Origin of the sequence: Cryobacterium sp. TMT4-31 (assembly GCF_004403385.1) — a bacterium.
Taxonomy (GTDB): Bacteria; Actinomycetota; Actinomycetes; order Actinomycetales; family Microbacteriaceae; genus Cryobacterium; species Cryobacterium zongtaii.
This window is the reverse complement of the sequence record NZ_SOGI01000037.1, coordinates 24,110-39,203: the sequence shown is the minus strand read 5'-3', so window position 1 is coordinate 39,203 and position 15,094 is coordinate 24,110. Positions and strand designations below refer to the sequence as shown.

Sequence of the window (15,094 nt, the reverse complement as noted above, 5' to 3'; positions counted from 1 at the left end):
CAAGCGGAACTCCGCCGAGCGGCCTACTATCACCGGTAAGCCGGTTCGATTGTACGGAAGGCGGAACTGTCATGGACACTGCCACGGTCATCTGGATCATCGTGGGTATCGTCGTCGTGCTCGCGATCATCGGCGTCATTGCGGTCGTCGCGTCCCGGCGTGGCCGGGAGCAGCGCGAGAAGAAACGCCGTGCCGACCAGCAGCGGGCCGAGGAGATGCGCCGGGACGCGGAGGCCCGTGCCCTCGACGCCCGCGAGAACGAGGCCAAGGCCACCCGTGCTCAGGCGGATGCCCAGCAGGCGCAAGTGGACGCCGACCGCCTGCGCCAGGAGGCCGACCAGCGCCAATCCCAAGCGCAGGAGCTGCGCGCCCACTCCGAGAAGCAGAGTCGGCATGCCGACGAGATCGATCCGACCGTGGACACGCGCCACGGCGGACGCCACGACGACCCCGCGACAGGTGTCGGCACGGCAGACGAGCGCCAGGAGACCACCAAGGCGCGCCACACCGATCCGCCCCCGTCGCAGAGCACCGAGAACCGAACCTGAGACAACCGCATACCGCCGCGAGCGAAGGGCCAACCTCATGTCTCCAACTCCCCCGCCGCCCCGCGTCTACGGCACCTGGCCGGGCGGGATGCCGTTCCTCGCCGTCGGCGCCGGCCCTCCGCTGGTCTTCCTGGCCGGGATCACGCCCAACCACGAGCCGCCTACGGGCTCCGACCGGCGCTTCCAGACCCGGCAGCTGCTGCCCTTCGCCGCGTCCCGCCGGGTGTGGTGGGTGAACCGCCGCCCTGGCCTCGAGCCCGGCGCCACCATGGCCGATATCGCCGCCGACTACGCCAACGCGATGCTGCGGCGCTTCGACGAGCCCGTCGACGTGATCGGCGAGTCCACCGGCGGCAGTGTGGCGCTGCAGCTGGCCGCCGACCATCCCGCCGTGGTGAAACGGCTCGTGATCGTGTCGGCCGCGTATCGGTTGGGCGACGAGGGCCGGGACACCCAGCTTCGGACCGCCGACAACGTGCTCGACGGACGACCGAGGGCCGCCAGTGCCGAAATGATGCGCATGCTCGGAGCCGGCACTCAATCCAGGCGGCTGCTGGCTGCTCTCGGCTGGTTGGTCGGTGCGCGATTCTTCGGCCACACCACGGCCGACCTGATCACCACGATCCGGGCCGAGGATGCCTTCGACCTGCACACCAGGCTGGCCGATATCGTCGCCCCGACCCTGGTGATCGGCGGGGGCCGGGATGCCTTCTACTCGGCCGAGCTGTTCCGCGAGACTGCCGAGGGCATCCCCCGCGGCACCCTGGCCCTGTACCCCGGGCGCGGGCATCTGGGCACCATGCTGGATCCCCGGTTCCTGCCGGACGTGCTCTCGTTCCTGGACCCGCCCGACGACGCCGGCTCGCCGGCCACCCTGGCCGAACCGGGCGTGGGCAACGATGACATCACGCGCTGACCAGTGAGCCTGCATGCTCCGGCCGCACCTCGGTACAGTGAGTGAGACATCCGCCCCACATCGAAGTGAGCACAGTGGAAAAATCCCGCGCCACGGTCCGATCGGCATCTCCCGTCGTTCCGTTTCTGCCCATCATCGTGGTCGGTCTGATACACCTGGGCGCCATCCTGTTGTCGCTGCACGGCCTGGCGGAGTGGACGAAGCCGCTGCTGATGCCGGCCCTGGCGACCGGGCTCATCTGGGGTGCGCCGCAGCGTCGCTCCCCGGCGATTGTGCTCGGGGTGGTCGCGCTGTTCTTCTCGTGGGTGGGAGACGTCACGATCCCGTGGTGGTTCGTCGTCGGCCTGGTCTTCTTCCTGCTGGCGCACATCACCTACCTCGTGCTTTTCGTCTCCCGGATCGCGGTACGCCGGGTGCAATGGTGGGCCATCGCCTACGCGGTCTGGCTCGTCGTGTTGCTGATGATCCTGGGCCCGCATACCGGCTCGCTGCTGGTTCCGGTCATCGCGTACGGCATCGTGCTCTCCGCGATGGCCGCCTTCGCGTCTCGGTGCAACCGCTGGGTCGCCTGGGGCGGGGCGCTGTTCGTCGTCTCCGACTCGCTCCTGGCGATCAACAGGTTTTTGCCGGATGCCGGCATCCCCCTGGCGGATTTCCTGATCATGGTCACCTATATCGCGGCCCAGACGCTCATAGTGTGGGGGCTATTGCGGCACGAGCGGGCTCGGGCGGCTACGGCGTAACAGCCGCATCGCGTTGACGATCACGAGGAGAACGGATGCCTCGTGCACGAGCATCCCCACGGCCATGGTCACGCCGCCCCACAGCACCCCGGCCAGCAGCAGCGCCACCGTGACCAGGGCGAGGGCCACGTTCTGATGCATGGTGCGCACGGTGCGCCGGGCCAGGTCGATGGCCGCGGGGAGCATCAGCAGGTTGTCACCCATCAGGGCGATGTCGGCGGTTTCGACCGCCACCGCCGACCCGGCCGCGCCCATCGCGATGCCGATGTCCGCGGTGGCCAGCGCCGGGGCGTCGTTCACGCCGTCGCCCACCATCGCCACAACGTGGCCATCCTGTTGCAGCCGCGTCACGACGTCGAGCTTGTCCTCCGGCAACAGCGATGCCCGGATCTCGTCGATGCCGACCGCGGCGCCGACAGCCGCGGCCACCAGCGGCCCGTCGCCGGTGAGCATGATGACCCTGTGCACCCCGGCGGCGCGCAAGGCCGCCACCATACCGGCGGCGTCGGGGCGCACCTCGTCGGCGACCGCGAGGACTCCGGCCACGGTGCCGTCGATCACGACGATCAGCGGCGTACGCCCGCGGGCGGCGAGGTCGGCGGCCACCGTGACGGCCGCATCCGGGTCGTCGATGGCGTGAGCGACCAGCAGCGCCGGGTTGCCGATCAGCACGGAACGCCCGGCCACGGTGGCGGTGATGCCCTGGCCGGGGATCGACGTGATGGTGTCGGGCAGGAGGGTTCCGCCGGCACCGCGATCTGCCGCACCGACCGTCTCCAGGGCGTGCTCCGCTGCGGCCAGCACGATCGCTCCGGCCAGCGGATGCTCGGAGCCGGCCTCGGCCCGAGCGGCCCAGCCGAGCACGTCGGCGCGGGTCAGCTCTGGGTTCAGCACCACGACGTCGGTCAGCCGCGGGCGACCCCTGGTGAGGGTTCCGGTCTTGTCGACGGCGACGACGGTGACCTTCGATGCGCTCTCGAGGAACTCGCCGCCCTTGATCAGGATTCCGGACCGGGCGGCGCGGCCGATGCCGGCGACGATCGCGACGGGAATCGAGATGACCAGGGCGCCTGGGCAGCCGATGACCAGCAGCGTCAGCGCGAGGAACAGGTCGCCGGAAAGCAACCCGACGACCACGGCGAGCACCAGGATGCCTGGGGTGTACCAGGCGGAGAACCTGTCCATGAAGACCTGGGTCGGGGCGGTGGCATCCTGCGCCTCCTCGACCCTGTGCACGATGCGGGCCAGGGTGGTGGCCGCACCGACCTCGGTGGCCTCGACCTGCAACAACCCGCCGGTGGACATCGTGCCGGCAAAGACCCTGTCGCCGGGAGCCTTGGCCACCGGGAGGGATTCGCCCGTGATCGAGGCTTCGTCGAGGGTGCCGGTGCCGTGCCGCACGGTGCCGTCCACCGGAACCCGCGCGCCGGACTTGACCAGCACGGTCTCCCCGGTGAGCACGTCGGCGGCCGGCACCTCGGTCTGCGCACCATCGCGGAGCACGAGGGCCACGTCGGGGGCCAGCGCCACAAGGGCGGTCAGGGCGGACCGGGTGCGGTTCAGGGTGGCCGTCTCGAGGGCGTGGCCGATGGCGAACAGGACGGTCACCGCTGCGGCCTCCCAGTATTCACCGAGCACGATCGCGCCCACCGTGGCCACGGTGACGAGCAGGTCGATGCCGACCAGCCGCCCGGACAGGCCGCGCAGGGCCGCCCGAGCGATCGGGGCGCCGGCCACAACGGCGGCCGCCACCATCGCCGCGTCCGAGGCCAGGCTCAGCGCGGGCACCGGGCCGGCCAGCCAGGCCGCCGCGATCAGCGTCCCTGATACCACCGGAATCGTCCACCGGGTGGTCAGGCGGCGGCCGATCCCGGCCGCGGTGCGCATGTCACTCCCCCAGCCTGGCCGGTCAGAACGCGGCCAGGCGGGCGGGGTAGCCGGCCTTGCCGACCGCGGCGATGAGGGCATCCGTGCTCACGACGGCCGGGTCGTGGTCGATCTCGATGCGGGCGGAGGAGAAAAACACGGCGACGCCGGTGACGCCGGGCAGTCGACCGATCAGCTTCTCGATTTTGGCGACGCAGGAGGGGCAGGAGAAGCCGTCGGCCCGCAGGATGGTGTGGGTGCTGGGTGAGGTGAGGGTGGTCATGATGGGTGCCTTTCGGTGTGCCGTGCACCCCGGTTGACCGGGGCATTCACGACGTTACGGAGGCTGCCTGGCGGCGACCATGACGGCCGTCACTTTGCCGCGAGCAGACCGGTCCGGTCGAGCACCGCGGTCCAACGCCGACCCGAGTCGATCAGCCCGTCGCGGCGGAGCCGGCTCATCGTGCGGGACACCGACTCGGCGCTGGTGCCGGCCATGGCGGCCAGGTCGGCCCGGGTCAGGGGCAGCTGGATGAGGGTCGCGCCGGGCTCGTCACCCGGCACACCGAAGGTGTCGGCCAGGCGGAGCAGGCCGGCCGCCACCCGTTCGGTGACGGTGTTGGAGGCCTGCTGCTGCTCGGTGGAGCGGGCGCGGGCGAGACGGTCGGAGACCACGTCGAGCACGCCGAGAGCCACCGACGGATGCGCGAGCATCACCTCGCGGAAGGCGCCGGCGTCGATGCGGAGGGCGCAGGTGGTGACCAGGGCGACGGCCGTCTCGGTGTATCCGCTGCGGCCGGCCCAGGTGAGGCCGCCGAGCACGTCGCCGGGCCCGAAGAAGTCGAGGCTGGTGCGCTGGCCCGTCGGGGTGGTGCGGAAGGCCTTCGCCTGGCCGGCCGCGAGCAGGTAGACGTGCTCGGCGGGGTCGCCTGCGGTGAACACGGCCTCGCCGGCCGACCAGGCCAGCGACTGGATCCGTGCGCCGATCGAGGCCAGCTCAGTGCCGGACAGGCCGTGGAAGAGGACGATCTGCTCGAGGATCCGCAGTTGCATCGCGGGCGGGCACGGGTGCGGGCGACCGCAGGTACTGCGCAGCGGTACCGAGCGCAGCGGCACCGACCGCCGGGCCTCACTCACGGGAGCACCTCGAGGATGCCGCGGGCGCCCTTCTCGGCATCCGACATGACGTGGCTCACGAACGGGTAGTGACCGGCCTGGCCGAAGGTGAGCTCCACGAACCCGCCCTGCGCCGCGGCGAGGTCGAGCACCTGGGAGCCGCCGGTTCCGGTGCTGCCGCCGTCTTTGAGCGTGTAGTCGCCCTCCTTATAGACGGTATCGAACTGGCCGCCGACGACGTGGAAGGCGCTGCCCACGTTGGGTCCGGCAGCCAGCACCCAGACGCGAACGGTCTCACCCACCCGGGCCGCGAGAGGGCGGGCGGCATACTGGTTGGCGTAGCCGTTGAAGACGACCATGTCTGGGGTCTGCGCCTCGACCTTGAGGTCGTCGACCTCGCCGCCCTGCGTGCCGAGGTAGAGCTCGGACTGCACGACGAGGTACTCCCGATCCACCTCGGCCAGCCCGGGCGGGTCGATGATGACGGCACCGAACATGCCGTTGGCAATGTGCACCGACATGGGCATGGTGGAGCAGTGGTACAGCCAGATGCCGGACCGGGTGGCGGTGAACGTATAGACCAGGCTCTCGCCGGGTCGGATGGTGCGCATCACCTCATCCGGGGCGACGTCGCCGGCATGGAAGTCGATGGAGTGCCCCATCGTGCCCTCGTTCACCAGGGTGATCTCGAACACGTCGCCCACAGTGCCGCGCAGAGTGGGGCCGGGCGCGGTGCCGTTGAAGGTCCACAGCATCTGGGTGACCCCCGGGGCCACCTCGGTCTCCACATTGCGCACGGTCAGGGTCTGCCGGTGCACGGTGGCGGATGCGGCGGGCGGCAGTGCGGCGTCCCTCGCCTGGAAATCAGCGTCGGGTTCAGCCATCGGGTCGAGGTCGTCGGCGGCGGATGCCCCAGTCGCGGCCGCGCCGTGGCCGGCGTGGCCGGAGTCAGCCGCGGCCATGTCATCCGCGGTCATGTCGTCAGTGGCGCTGCCGCCGCCCACCGCGATGATGCTGATCTCCATGCCCAGCAGCCGGTGTCCGGCGATCGAGCACCAGCCGTCCACACTCGCGCCGATCACGCCCACTGCCACGGTCTCGGTGGCGCCAGGGTCGAGCGACGAGGAGACCAGCCCGGACTCGAGCACCAGGTTGTGCACCATGTCATCGCTATTGGTGAGTTCGATCACCAGTTCGTCACCGACCGGCACCTCGATGCGGTCGGGTACGAAGCGGGTGTCCACCATGTTCACCGCCACCGTGGTGGTGTGCCCGGTCGCGGCGGCGGCCGTGCCGGCGGCCGGGGCGGCCATGGTCGACAGGCCGATTGAGGCCGGGTCGGCCACGATGCCCGCGGTCACCGTGAGCAGCAGCACGGTCGCGGCCGCGAGCATCCGTCCGGTGCTGCGGGGTCGCTCGGTCGGCGCGGTGCGTTCGCCCGGCGCGATCCGCACCAGCGGGAGGGCGCGTACCCGACGGTTGGTGCGGAGGGCCAGGGTGAACAGCACCAGGAAACTGGCCAGGGTGCCCACGGTCAGCACCGACAGCAGCACGGTAATGGTGCTGGAAACCGGCAGGAGCGAGAGGACGAGGGCACCGTTGACGAGGACGACCCGGACCAGGCCGCCGCGGTCGAGTTCGGCCGCGGTGGCCTTGAGGGCGGGCGGGCCGCCGCCGAGCACCACGGGCACCAGGTGACTCAGGGCGCCGAGCAGGATCTGGGCGGCGAAGCCGACCGCAAAGTAGGGCACCAGGGTTTCCACGCCGGCGGCGGCCGCGGTCCAGCTCGGGGCGAGTACCAGCTGCAGGCCGAAACCGAGGGTGCAGAGCGCGAACCAGACCATCGCGGCGCCGAGGCTCCACGCCGCGAAGGTGACCGCGGGCGCGCGGCGCAGGTGGCCGACGGCCTCCCAGAGCACCCGGCCCAGCCCGGCCAGGTAGACCAGCACGCCCAGGGCCACGATCAGGCGCAGGTCGGCCAGGCAACCGAGGGCGAGCAGACCGAGGGCGCCCACGAGCACCATCAGGGTGTGCCCGCCGGCGAGCGTGGCGCCCTCCACGCGGGTGTGCAGCACCGTGGGCCAAAGCAGGGCGATGGTGCCGATCACGGTCAGGCCCACCCAGCCCAGTAGGTTGAGGCCGAGGTGCCCGATGAAGAGGCGTTCGTAGTCCTCACCGCCACCGTCGAGCCTGGCCATCAGGATACCCAGGACCACGCCGGCGGCCAGCATCAGCGCACTGGCTACGTAGTAGCGCACCAGCGGGGCGAACCGGCCCGGCATCGCGCCGCGGGACTGGCCGACGATCACGATGGCGTGAATGATCGCGTTCAGGCCCACCAGGATGCCGCCGACCAGCACCAGCGGGTACCCGTCGATGACCATGCCCGTCATCACCAGGGTCGCGCCCACGGTGTGGACGCTCAGCCGCAGCCCCAGCGAAAGCCGGTGGCCGAGGGCCTTGCGTCGCAACAGGGTGTCGGCGAAGTGCTGGCTCCAGATCAGGATGGCGGTGCTCACCGCGCCGAGCAGCAGCAGGTGCACGAGCAACCACCCCGATGACGGCACCAGGCGGTGCAAAAAGGTGAAGACCACCGCGGCGACCAGCCAGGCCGGCACCAGGATGCCCGAGACGATGTGCCAGAGCTTGTCCTTCATAAGAGCGAGCCTCGCGGGGAGGGTGCCGGCGGCACGGCGGTACTGCGCGCTGCTGCTCGCGCGGGCAACACGGTGCTGCCGCGCAGCACCGAGACCACGGCGATCAGTACAAACAGCAGCACCGCGACGATGTTGAAGACGCCGCCCCACTGCACCAGGGCCGGCACACCGTAGGCGTCACCGAACAGGACCCGGGCCAGCAGCGAGGCGTGCAGCAGCCCGGCCGGCAGGTACATGATCGGTCGGTAGGGCAGCGGTCGGCGCAGCACGGCAGGAAGGATGGTGGGGGCGTGGGCCATGATCATCGACATCACAAAACCGAGGAACACGGCGTGCATCATCGCGTCGTAGCCGGGACCGGAGTAGACCGGGCCCTGCAGGAGCCAGATGCCGCCCACCACGACGAGCCAGCCGTAGCCGGCCAGGAGGCACCAGGCCATGTAGCGGGGCAGCCCGACCGAGCGCACCATGCGGGTGGCGATGTCGTGGCGGAACAGCCAGGCCACCAGCGCCAGCATCCCGGCGCCCAGGAGGGGGTAGCCGGCGATCGGCCAGACCAGGGCGATGACCGAGCCGAAGCTGAGGGAGAGGCTGGTGCCGAGCATCCACTGTTCGGCTCGACGGTTCACGGTGGGCGAGATGCGGGACAGCTCGAGGCGCTCGCCGGCGATGGTGAGCACGAGGTAGAGGATGAGCAGTGGCGCGAGCTGCGGGATGCCGATACCGCGCAGCCACAACACCGTGGCCATCAGCCCGGCGACGGCGCCGAGCACCTGCACAGCGGTGGACACCGACCCCTGCCGGCGCCAGATCTCGGCGTAGATGGCCAGCAGCACGGCGCAACCGGCGACGAGGGCGACCTGGCCCACGACCACCGGCAGCGGCGAGATGAGGGCCAGGCCGCCGGCGCCGAGCAGGCCAGGGGCGAGGTACGCCCAGCCGCGGCGCACGGCCACGGCCCGCTCGAGCACGACGACGGTGCCGACGAAGCCGAACACCATCAGCGGCCCGTGCACCGCACCGAGCCGCGCGCTGTCGACCGGGGCCGCCAGGCCGAGCAGCAGCAGGGCGCCGTCGAGGCCGGCGAGCAGGGCGATGCCGCCGAGGAGCAGGAAGACCAACCGGCCGGTGACCTTCGGCCGTGCCGCCGGGCCGGTGCCGCGCAGGGCGCTGCCGGTGCGGCGGAGGGGGCTGAACGTGGTCATCGGCGGCGACGGGCGGGCAGGTGCCGGCTAGTTGGCGCGGGTGAGGCGGATGGTCCAGGTTTCGGGGCCGTTCTCGAGGTACGAGACGACGAAGTCGCCGGGGCGGCTGCTCTCGAGCTGGCCGAGGAGCGGCAGCGGGTTGTGCGAGGCGATCAGGTCGAGGGCGAAGCCGGGCTGGATGGCGCCGAGGGCTCCGAAGATCGTGGCGTGGCGGATGGCGTGCGGGATGGTGCGGGAGTCGAGGACGATCTTCTCGGTGTCCTCGTGTCCACAGGCGCAGGCATGCCCGGCGGGGGCTTCGACATCCACGGCACCGGGGCGGCTGGATGAGAGGTTGATCGGTTCGGCAGTCACAGAAATTCTCCTTCGCCGGGTCGAATGACCCTAGTGAGTCACTTTAGAGGATGTCTATCCTTTTAATCGGGACGTTCGTCCCATCGGCCCAGGCCGCAAGAAGAATCGGCAGGAACGAGAAACAGATGGCAACCAGGGTGTGCGCGGAATCCGAGCTCGAGCTCGGCGAGGCGATCAAGGTGATGGTCGACGGTGTGGCGGTCGCCCTGGTGAAAGACAGCGCCGGAAACTGCTTCGCGCTCGGCGACATGTGCTCGCACGCCGACATCTCCCTCTCCGACGGCTTCGTCGAGGGCGACGACCTGGAGTGCTGGGCGCACGGCGGCCGGTTCGAGCTGTCCACCGGGCGGGCCCGCACCCTGCCGGCCTCAGAGCCGGTGCCGGTCTACCCGCTCACCATCGTTGACGGCGACGTCTACGTGGACGTAACCGCGCAGGTCGACGTGTCCTCCTACGTGGGGTGACAGTTCGCGAACTGTGAGAAAAGCACCGACTTCGGCCCGCACTGGGGGCATTTCCCTCAGTCCGCGAGACCCGGAGGCAACTCCACGAGGCAGAGGTCGGGCTGCACGAACGGGAGCAGGCGGATGGCGGACGCGTCGTGCCCTCGCTCCCGCACCAGGCCCTGGATCAGGCCCAGGTGCACCGAGCAGACTACATTGGGGTTGGCGCGCGCCTCGGCCCGGAACGGGCAGGCCGGCAGCGCGATGGTGTTCTCGTCTGCGCGCAGCTGAGGCTCGAAGCCGATCTCGGTGAGCACCCGCAGCAACGGAGGCACCATGTCGGTTCCGGCCGAGGCGGCGGACGGGGTGCCCACCAGGTCGACCGGATCGGCGGCATCCGCCCCGGCCGCGTACTGCGCCGACCAGCGCTCGCCGGCGCGCACCGAGCGGGCGCGACCGCCGTCGGCGTCCTCGCCGATCACCGAGGCGAGGGCCTGGGTGAGCTGCAGTTGGGCATCTTCGACGGGCAGCGGCGCCGCCACCGGGCTGAACAGCACGTGCGGGCGGCCACGCTGGCCATCCCTGGCCACCTGGCGCTCGACCAGTCCCACGGCCTCGAGCTGCTCCAGGTGGAACCGGGCGGTGGTGACATGCAGGCCGATGCCCGCGGCGACGGTGACGGCGTCCAGCGGCTCGGCGGCAGCGGTGAGCAGGCCCAGCACCCGGCGGCGCGGCTCACTGGCCAGGGCCGCGTGCCTGGCGTCACTCTGATCGGTCGAAACCATGATTTTAGAGTAGCAGCGTGCGGTTAAACCGGACCGGGCGGCGATCATCCGCCGATGTAGGACATCTCGATCTTCGTGCCGGAGGAGCGCACCGCTCCGGTCTGGGCGCTGCGCAATGCGGAGGCCCGGTCGGTGCGCTGCCGCCAGATGGAACCCATCGCGGCCGAGAGCTGCTCGTCGCTGCTGCCATCGCGAAGCAGCGCGCGCAGGTCATGGCCGCCGCTGGCGAACAGGCACGTGAACAGCTTGCCGTCGGTGGAGACCCGAGCGCGGGAGCAGGTGTGGCAGAACGACTGGGTGACGCTGGAGATCAGGCCGATCTCGCCCTCGCCGTCGACGTACCGCCAACGACGGCTGGTCTCGCCGGCATAGTTGGGCGCCACTTCCTGCAACGGCAGTTCGGCGTGGATGCGGTCACGCACCTCACTGGACGGCAGCACGGCGGCCATGTCCCAGCCGTTGCTCGTGCCCACGTCCATGAACTCGATGAATCGCAGGATGTAGGGGGTGCCCTTGAAATGCCGGGCCATGTTGACGATGTCGTGGTCGTTCTGGCCGCGCTTGACGACCATGTTGATCTTGATGGGACCCAGGCCGACGGCGTGGGCGGCGTCGAGGCCGGCCAGGATGCGGGCGACCGGGAAGTTGACGTCGTTCATCGTGCGGAAGGTGGTGTCGTCGAGGGAGTCGAGGGAGACAGTCACGCGCTTGAGGCCGGCATCCTTGAGCGCCTGCGCCTTCATCGCCAGGGCGGAACCGTTGGTGGTGAGGGCGATGTCCACGGGCCGGCCCGCCGGGGTGCGGAGGGCGGCGAGCATTGCGATGAGCTCTTCGAGGCCCTTGCGCAGCAGCGGTTCGCCGCCGGTGAGCCGGATCTTCTCCACCCCGTGCGCCACCGAGATACGCGCCAGCCGGGTCATCTCCTCGAACGAGAGCATCTCGTCGCGGGGCATGAAGGCGAAGTCCTTGCCGAAGATCTCCTTGGGCATGCAGTACACGCAGCGGAAGTTGCACCGGTCGGTGACCGAGAGGCGCAGGTCGTGCAGCGGGCGACCGAGGGTGTCTACGAGCTGGGTATCAGGGGCCGGGGCAGGCCCGAGCGGCACATCACCGGCCAGAGGCTCGATGACGCGCACGGGAATCGGTACGCCGGACATACACCGACCCTAACCCCGAACGGTTCGGGTTCGCCGCATCGTGTCCGGTCGCAGCGGCCGCGGCGGGCACGGATCATTTTTCACGGTGTTCGCTCGTTGTCGGGGCCTTCGGCGACGGTCAGGCTGACCTTGAGCGCACCAGCAGGTGCGCTCTCATCCGACCGGAAACCAGGAGCTTTCATGTCAGCCGCCGCTTCCACCGCCGTCAGCAGCCGCCTCGAACCGGACCTGTCCAACTGGGACCCGGAAAACGAAGAGACGTGGGACTCCAAGCTCGCTTGGCGCACGCTCTGGATCACCACCTTCAGCCTGACGCTCGCGTTCGCCTCCTGGTACCTGGTGAGCGCGATCGCGCCGCGACTGAACGACATCGGCTACTCGCTGACGCCCGGCCAGCTGTACTGGCTGGTGGCCCTGCCCGGCTTGGCCGCCGGCATCCTGCGGCTGGTCTTCATGTTCCTGCCGCCGATCATGGGCACCCGCAATCTGGTGGCGATGTCGTCCGGGCTACTGATCCTGCCGATGCTCGGCTGGACCCTCGCCGTACGCGACACCTCCACCCCGTTCTGGGTGCTGCTCTGCCTGTCGTTCTCGGCCGGCATCGGCGGCGGCGCGTTCTCCGGCCTGATGGCCTCCACCAGCTACTTCTTCCCCAAGCGCCTGGCCGGCACCGCGCTCGGGCTGCAGGCGGGACTGGGTAACTTCGGTATCGGCCTCATCCAGCTTCTGCTGCCCTGGGTTGTCGGTTTCGGTCTGCTCGGCACGGCGGCCCTCACCCCGCAGTCCAGCGCGAACGGCGAACTGGTCTGGCTGCACAATGGTGGACTGGTGCTCATCCCCTGGGCTCTGCTCGCGATGGTGCTCTCGATCCTGTATCTGCGCCGGGTGCCCATCACGGCCAACTTCGCGCAGCAGGTGGACATCTTCAAGATCAAGCACACCTGGATCATGACCGCCATCTACCTGATGAGCTTCGGCGCATACAGCGGCCTGGCCGCCCAGATGGGCCTGATCATCCTCAACGTCTACGGCGACTTCCCGGATGCACCCAACCCGTTGGCATTCGCGTTCATCGGCCCTGTCGTGGGAGCCGCCGTGCGAGCGGCCAGCGGCCCGTTCTGCGACAAGTTCGGCGGCGCGGTCTTCACCTTCGTCGGCGGTGCCGGCATGGTGGTGGGCACGGTTCTGACCGCGTTCTTCCTCACCCCGTCGAGTGTCGGCGAGTTCTGGGGCTTCCTCACCGGGATGCTGATCATCTTCTTTTTCGCGGGTCTGGCCAACGGCGGCACCTTCAAGCAGATGCCGATGATATTCCCCAAACGCCAGGCCGGCGGCGCCATCGCCTGGACCTCCGCGATCGCGGCGTTCGGCCCGTTCATCGTGGGCATCGCGCTCACGGCGATCAGCCCGACAGCGTTCTTCATCGGCTGCGCCGTGTTCTGCGTCTTCTGCACGGTCCTGGCCTGGATCTTCTACGCCCGTCCCAACGCCCCCTACCCCGGTTAGCCCCTCCGCCCCCCTCACCCCGCCATCCCCCGGCGGAATGCCCGGCGGGGCTGGTGGGGGCGGTGTTTCGTGGCGGGCCTGGCCCGACGGCCGACGGGCGAAGAGGTTATCCACAATTTGATATTTGCTCACACAAAGCTTCGTATTCGGATTAGATTCGGGGCATGAGAAACCAGTCGAGTATCGCAGCTACGTTCGCCACTCATCGCGGTGATGCGCTGGTGGAAGCCGCGGAGAATGTGGCCCGGTTAGGGTCGTGCAGCGTTGACTACGACGCGTTGTCGGATGCCGCTGTCCTGGCCGGTCAGCGCACTCTCGCGCAGGCCCAGCGCGAGCTCGACACCCGCAAGGCGTGGCTGGCGAAGACCCTGGCCCAGCGGTCCCGATGGGAGCTGGGTCAGACCGGTCTGGCTGCGCAGCAGGGTTTCCTCAACCCCGAGGCCTTGATCCAGGAGCTGACCGGCACGAGCAAGGTTGAGTCGAGGAAGCTCGTGGGGGTGGGCCGGATGCTCGCCGAGGTCGAAGACGCCCAAGCGCAGGCCGCCGCGATCGACGCCGAAGCGGCCCGCCGGCTACTCGAGGGGGCGCTGGACCCGGACATCTCTGATGGGCTCGACGGGCTCGACGGGGTCGACGGCCACGGCGGGGTCGCTCCGGTCGTTCCGCTGCCGGCGCCGATGCCGTGGCACGCACCGATCTCGCACGCCGTGACCGGCGGCACCCTCTCGATCGATGCCGCACACGCCCTACGCACCGGCCTGGGCGACATCGATACCGTCGTCACCGGCCCGGTCCTCGCCGACGCCCTCGCCGGGCTGCTCGCCGACGCCGCGGCGATGGACGTGGACCAGCTCCTCAAACGGGCCCGGCAGACGCGCGACAGCCTCGACGAGGCCGGCATTAGGGTACGGGAACAGAAAGCCTGGGACGACCGCTACCTGCGCATCTGGACCCTGAACACCGGCCAGANTCCGCATCGACGGGCTCTTCCCGGCGGAACAGGGCGAGTTCATCAAAGCCACCTTCGACAGTCTCACCAGCCCCCGTCGCGGCGGCGTGCGCTTCGTCGACACCGAACGCGCCGCCTGGGCCAAACGCGTCAAGAACGACCCCCGCAACACCAGCCAAATCACCTGCGACGGCTTCCTCGACCTCCTCAAAGCCGGCACCACCATCAACCCCAACGAGATACTCGGCGGCCGCCGCCCCGCCGTGCAGATCCTCACCACCACCGCCACGACGGCCAGACCCGCCGCACCCACAGGACCGGCCGCCGCCGACGACATCCAGATCTGCCTACCCGGCCAAACCGGGCACGGCTACATCGAGGGCAACAACGCCCCGGTCTCCCCCGAAACCATCGAACGCCTCATCTGCGACTCGGGACGTGTTGAGATCACCGTCGACGAGGTCAACCGGCCCCTGGACCTCGGCCACGAACAACGCCTGTTCAACCGGGCCCAACGCCGGGCCCTCGCCGCCCGCGACGGCGGCTGCCGGTGGCCCGGCTGCGACCGCCCACCAGCGTTCACCGAAGCCCACCACATCGAACACTGGCTCAGAGACCACGGCAGAACCGACATCAACCAGGGCATCCTGCTCTGCCACGCCCATCACCTGCTGCTCCACAACCAGCACTGGCAGATCTTCGAAAACACCGGCCGCTACTGGCTCCGCCCACCCACAACCATCGACCCCGGCCAAACACTCATCGAGATGCCCGGCCGCAACCCAGCCACGACGCACCTAAGCCCCAGCCGCTGATCGAGCTCGCTGAGATCCCCCGACCCGGGGCGCG

15 protein-coding genes are annotated in these 15,094 nt (G+C 69.8%); 6 read left to right on the top strand and 9 right to left on the bottom strand.

The window, feature by feature from the left end; all coding sequences use genetic code 11:
• Nucleotides 1-71: 71 nt before the first annotated feature.
• The 3 genes from E3T19_RS09055 (at nucleotide 72) to E3T19_RS09045 (ending at nucleotide 2,207) form a co-directional block, all read left to right on the top strand.
• Nucleotides 72-548, top strand: a complete 477-nt coding sequence (locus E3T19_RS09055) for a hypothetical protein (RefSeq protein WP_134408653.1) — start codon at nucleotides 72-74, stop codon at nucleotides 546-548.
• A 37-nt stretch (nucleotides 549-585) separates the two neighbouring features.
• A complete protein-coding gene (locus E3T19_RS09050; RefSeq protein WP_198415047.1) occupies nucleotides 586-1,464 on the top strand; it encodes an alpha/beta fold hydrolase in 879 nt (292 codons plus the stop codon).
• Nucleotides 1,465-1,538: 74 nt separating this feature from the next.
• On the top strand, nucleotides 1,539-2,207 hold the full coding sequence (locus E3T19_RS09045) for a lysoplasmalogenase (protein ID WP_088457455.1): 669 nt from the start codon (nucleotides 1,539-1,541) through the stop codon (nucleotides 2,205-2,207).
• Here E3T19_RS09045 and E3T19_RS09040 read toward each other — a convergent pair.
• The 6 genes from E3T19_RS09040 to E3T19_RS09015 all read right to left on the bottom strand — a co-directional run bounded on the left by E3T19_RS09040 (nucleotide 2,169) and on the right by E3T19_RS09015 (nucleotide 9,405).
• On the bottom strand, nucleotides 2,169-4,094 hold the full coding sequence (locus E3T19_RS09040; protein WP_134408652.1) for a cation-translocating P-type ATPase: 1,926 nt from the start codon (nucleotides 4,092-4,094) through the stop codon (nucleotides 2,169-2,171). The genes E3T19_RS09045 and E3T19_RS09040 overlap by 39 nt on opposite strands.
• A 22-nt stretch (nucleotides 4,095-4,116) precedes the next feature.
• Nucleotides 4,117-4,356, bottom strand: coding sequence for a heavy-metal-associated domain-containing protein (locus tag E3T19_RS09035; protein WP_103459338.1), 240 nt, complete (start codon nucleotides 4,354-4,356; stop codon nucleotides 4,117-4,119).
• Nucleotides 4,357-4,445: 89 nt separating this feature from the next.
• Entirely contained in the window at nucleotides 4,446-5,210 is a 765-nt protein-coding gene (locus E3T19_RS09030; RefSeq protein ID WP_241980099.1) for a Crp/Fnr family transcriptional regulator, read from the bottom strand.
• On the bottom strand, nucleotides 5,207-7,846 hold the full coding sequence (locus E3T19_RS09025; protein WP_134408651.1) for a multicopper oxidase domain-containing protein: 2,640 nt from the start codon (nucleotides 7,844-7,846) through the stop codon (nucleotides 5,207-5,209). Before E3T19_RS09025 ends, E3T19_RS09030 begins: the two co-directional genes overlap by 4 nt.
• A complete protein-coding gene (locus E3T19_RS09020; protein WP_194092042.1) occupies nucleotides 7,843-9,051 on the bottom strand; it encodes a hypothetical protein in 1,209 nt (402 codons plus the stop codon). Before E3T19_RS09020 ends, E3T19_RS09025 begins: the two co-directional genes overlap by 4 nt.
• A gap of 27 nt (nucleotides 9,052-9,078) precedes the next feature.
• Nucleotides 9,079-9,405, bottom strand: a complete 327-nt coding sequence (locus E3T19_RS09015; RefSeq protein WP_240632282.1) for a DUF2249 domain-containing protein — start codon at nucleotides 9,403-9,405, stop codon at nucleotides 9,079-9,081.
• Between the two features lie 125 nt (nucleotides 9,406-9,530).
• Between E3T19_RS09015 and E3T19_RS09010 the strand changes: the two genes are divergently transcribed.
• Entirely contained in the window at nucleotides 9,531-9,869 is a 339-nt protein-coding gene (locus E3T19_RS09010; RefSeq protein WP_103459341.1) for a non-heme iron oxygenase ferredoxin subunit, read from the top strand.
• 56 nt (nucleotides 9,870-9,925) lie between these two features.
• Here E3T19_RS09010 and E3T19_RS09005 read toward each other — a convergent pair whose 3' ends face one another.
• Nucleotides 9,926-10,633 carry a metalloregulator ArsR/SmtB family transcription factor gene (locus E3T19_RS09005; protein WP_166788842.1) on the bottom strand — a complete coding sequence of 236 codons (708 nt, stop codon included), beginning with the start codon at nucleotides 10,631-10,633 and terminating at the stop codon, nucleotides 9,926-9,928.
• A 44-nt stretch (nucleotides 10,634-10,677) separates the two neighbouring features.
• The gene (moaA, locus tag E3T19_RS09000; RefSeq protein WP_134408649.1) at nucleotides 10,678-11,790 is read right to left on the bottom strand and encodes a GTP 3',8-cyclase MoaA; all 1,113 of its coding nucleotides are present in this window, start codon (nucleotides 11,788-11,790) and stop codon (nucleotides 10,678-10,680) included.
• 180 nt (nucleotides 11,791-11,970) lie between these two features.
• Between moaA and E3T19_RS08995 the strand changes: the two genes are divergently transcribed.
• Entirely contained in the window at nucleotides 11,971-13,296 is a 1,326-nt protein-coding gene (locus E3T19_RS08995) for an MFS transporter (protein ID WP_088457463.1), read from the top strand.
• Nucleotides 13,297-13,544: 248 nt separating this feature from the next.
• Here the strand turns inward: E3T19_RS08995 and E3T19_RS08990 are convergent, their stop codons facing one another.
• The gene (locus E3T19_RS08990; RefSeq protein ID WP_134408648.1) at nucleotides 13,545-13,829 is read right to left on the bottom strand and encodes a hypothetical protein; all 285 of its coding nucleotides are present in this window, start codon (nucleotides 13,827-13,829) and stop codon (nucleotides 13,545-13,547) included.
• Between the two features lie 442 nt (nucleotides 13,830-14,271).
• Here E3T19_RS08990 and E3T19_RS08980 point away from each other — a divergent pair, with 442 nt between their 5' ends.
• Nucleotides 14,272-15,060, top strand: coding sequence for a DUF222 domain-containing protein (locus tag E3T19_RS08980; protein ID WP_134408646.1), 789 nt, complete (start codon nucleotides 14,272-14,274; stop codon nucleotides 15,058-15,060).
• Nucleotides 15,061-15,094 lie beyond the last annotated feature (34 nt).

Coding starts and splice junctions, on each gene's coding strand:
- moaA (WP_134408649.1), bottom strand. CDS start 11,790: ATGTCCGGCGTACCGATTCCCGTGCGCGTCATCGAGCCTCTGGCCGGT.
- E3T19_RS09020 (WP_194092042.1), bottom strand. CDS start 9,051: ATGACCACGTTCAGCCCCCTCCGCCGCACCGGCAGCGCCCTGCGCGGC.
- E3T19_RS09055 (WP_134408653.1), top strand. CDS start 72: ATGGACACTGCCACGGTCATCTGGATCATCGTGGGTATCGTCGTCGTG.
- E3T19_RS09040 (WP_134408652.1), bottom strand. CDS start 4,094: ATGCGCACCGCGGCCGGGATCGGCCGCCGCCTGACCACCCGGTGGACG.
- E3T19_RS09025 (WP_134408651.1), bottom strand. CDS start 7,846: ATGAAGGACAAGCTCTGGCACATCGTCTCGGGCATCCTGGTGCCGGCC.
- E3T19_RS08995 (WP_088457463.1), top strand. CDS start 11,971: ATGTCAGCCGCCGCTTCCACCGCCGTCAGCAGCCGCCTCGAACCGGAC.
- E3T19_RS09035 (WP_103459338.1), bottom strand. CDS start 4,356: ATGACCACCCTCACCTCACCCAGCACCCACACCATCCTGCGGGCCGAC.
- E3T19_RS09010 (WP_103459341.1), top strand. CDS start 9,531: ATGGCAACCAGGGTGTGCGCGGAATCCGAGCTCGAGCTCGGCGAGGCG.
- E3T19_RS09005 (WP_166788842.1), bottom strand. CDS start 10,633: ATGGTTTCGACCGATCAGAGTGACGCCAGGCACGCGGCCCTGGCCAGT.
- E3T19_RS09050 (WP_198415047.1), top strand. CDS start 586: ATGTCTCCAACTCCCCCGCCGCCCCGCGTCTACGGCACCTGGCCGGGC.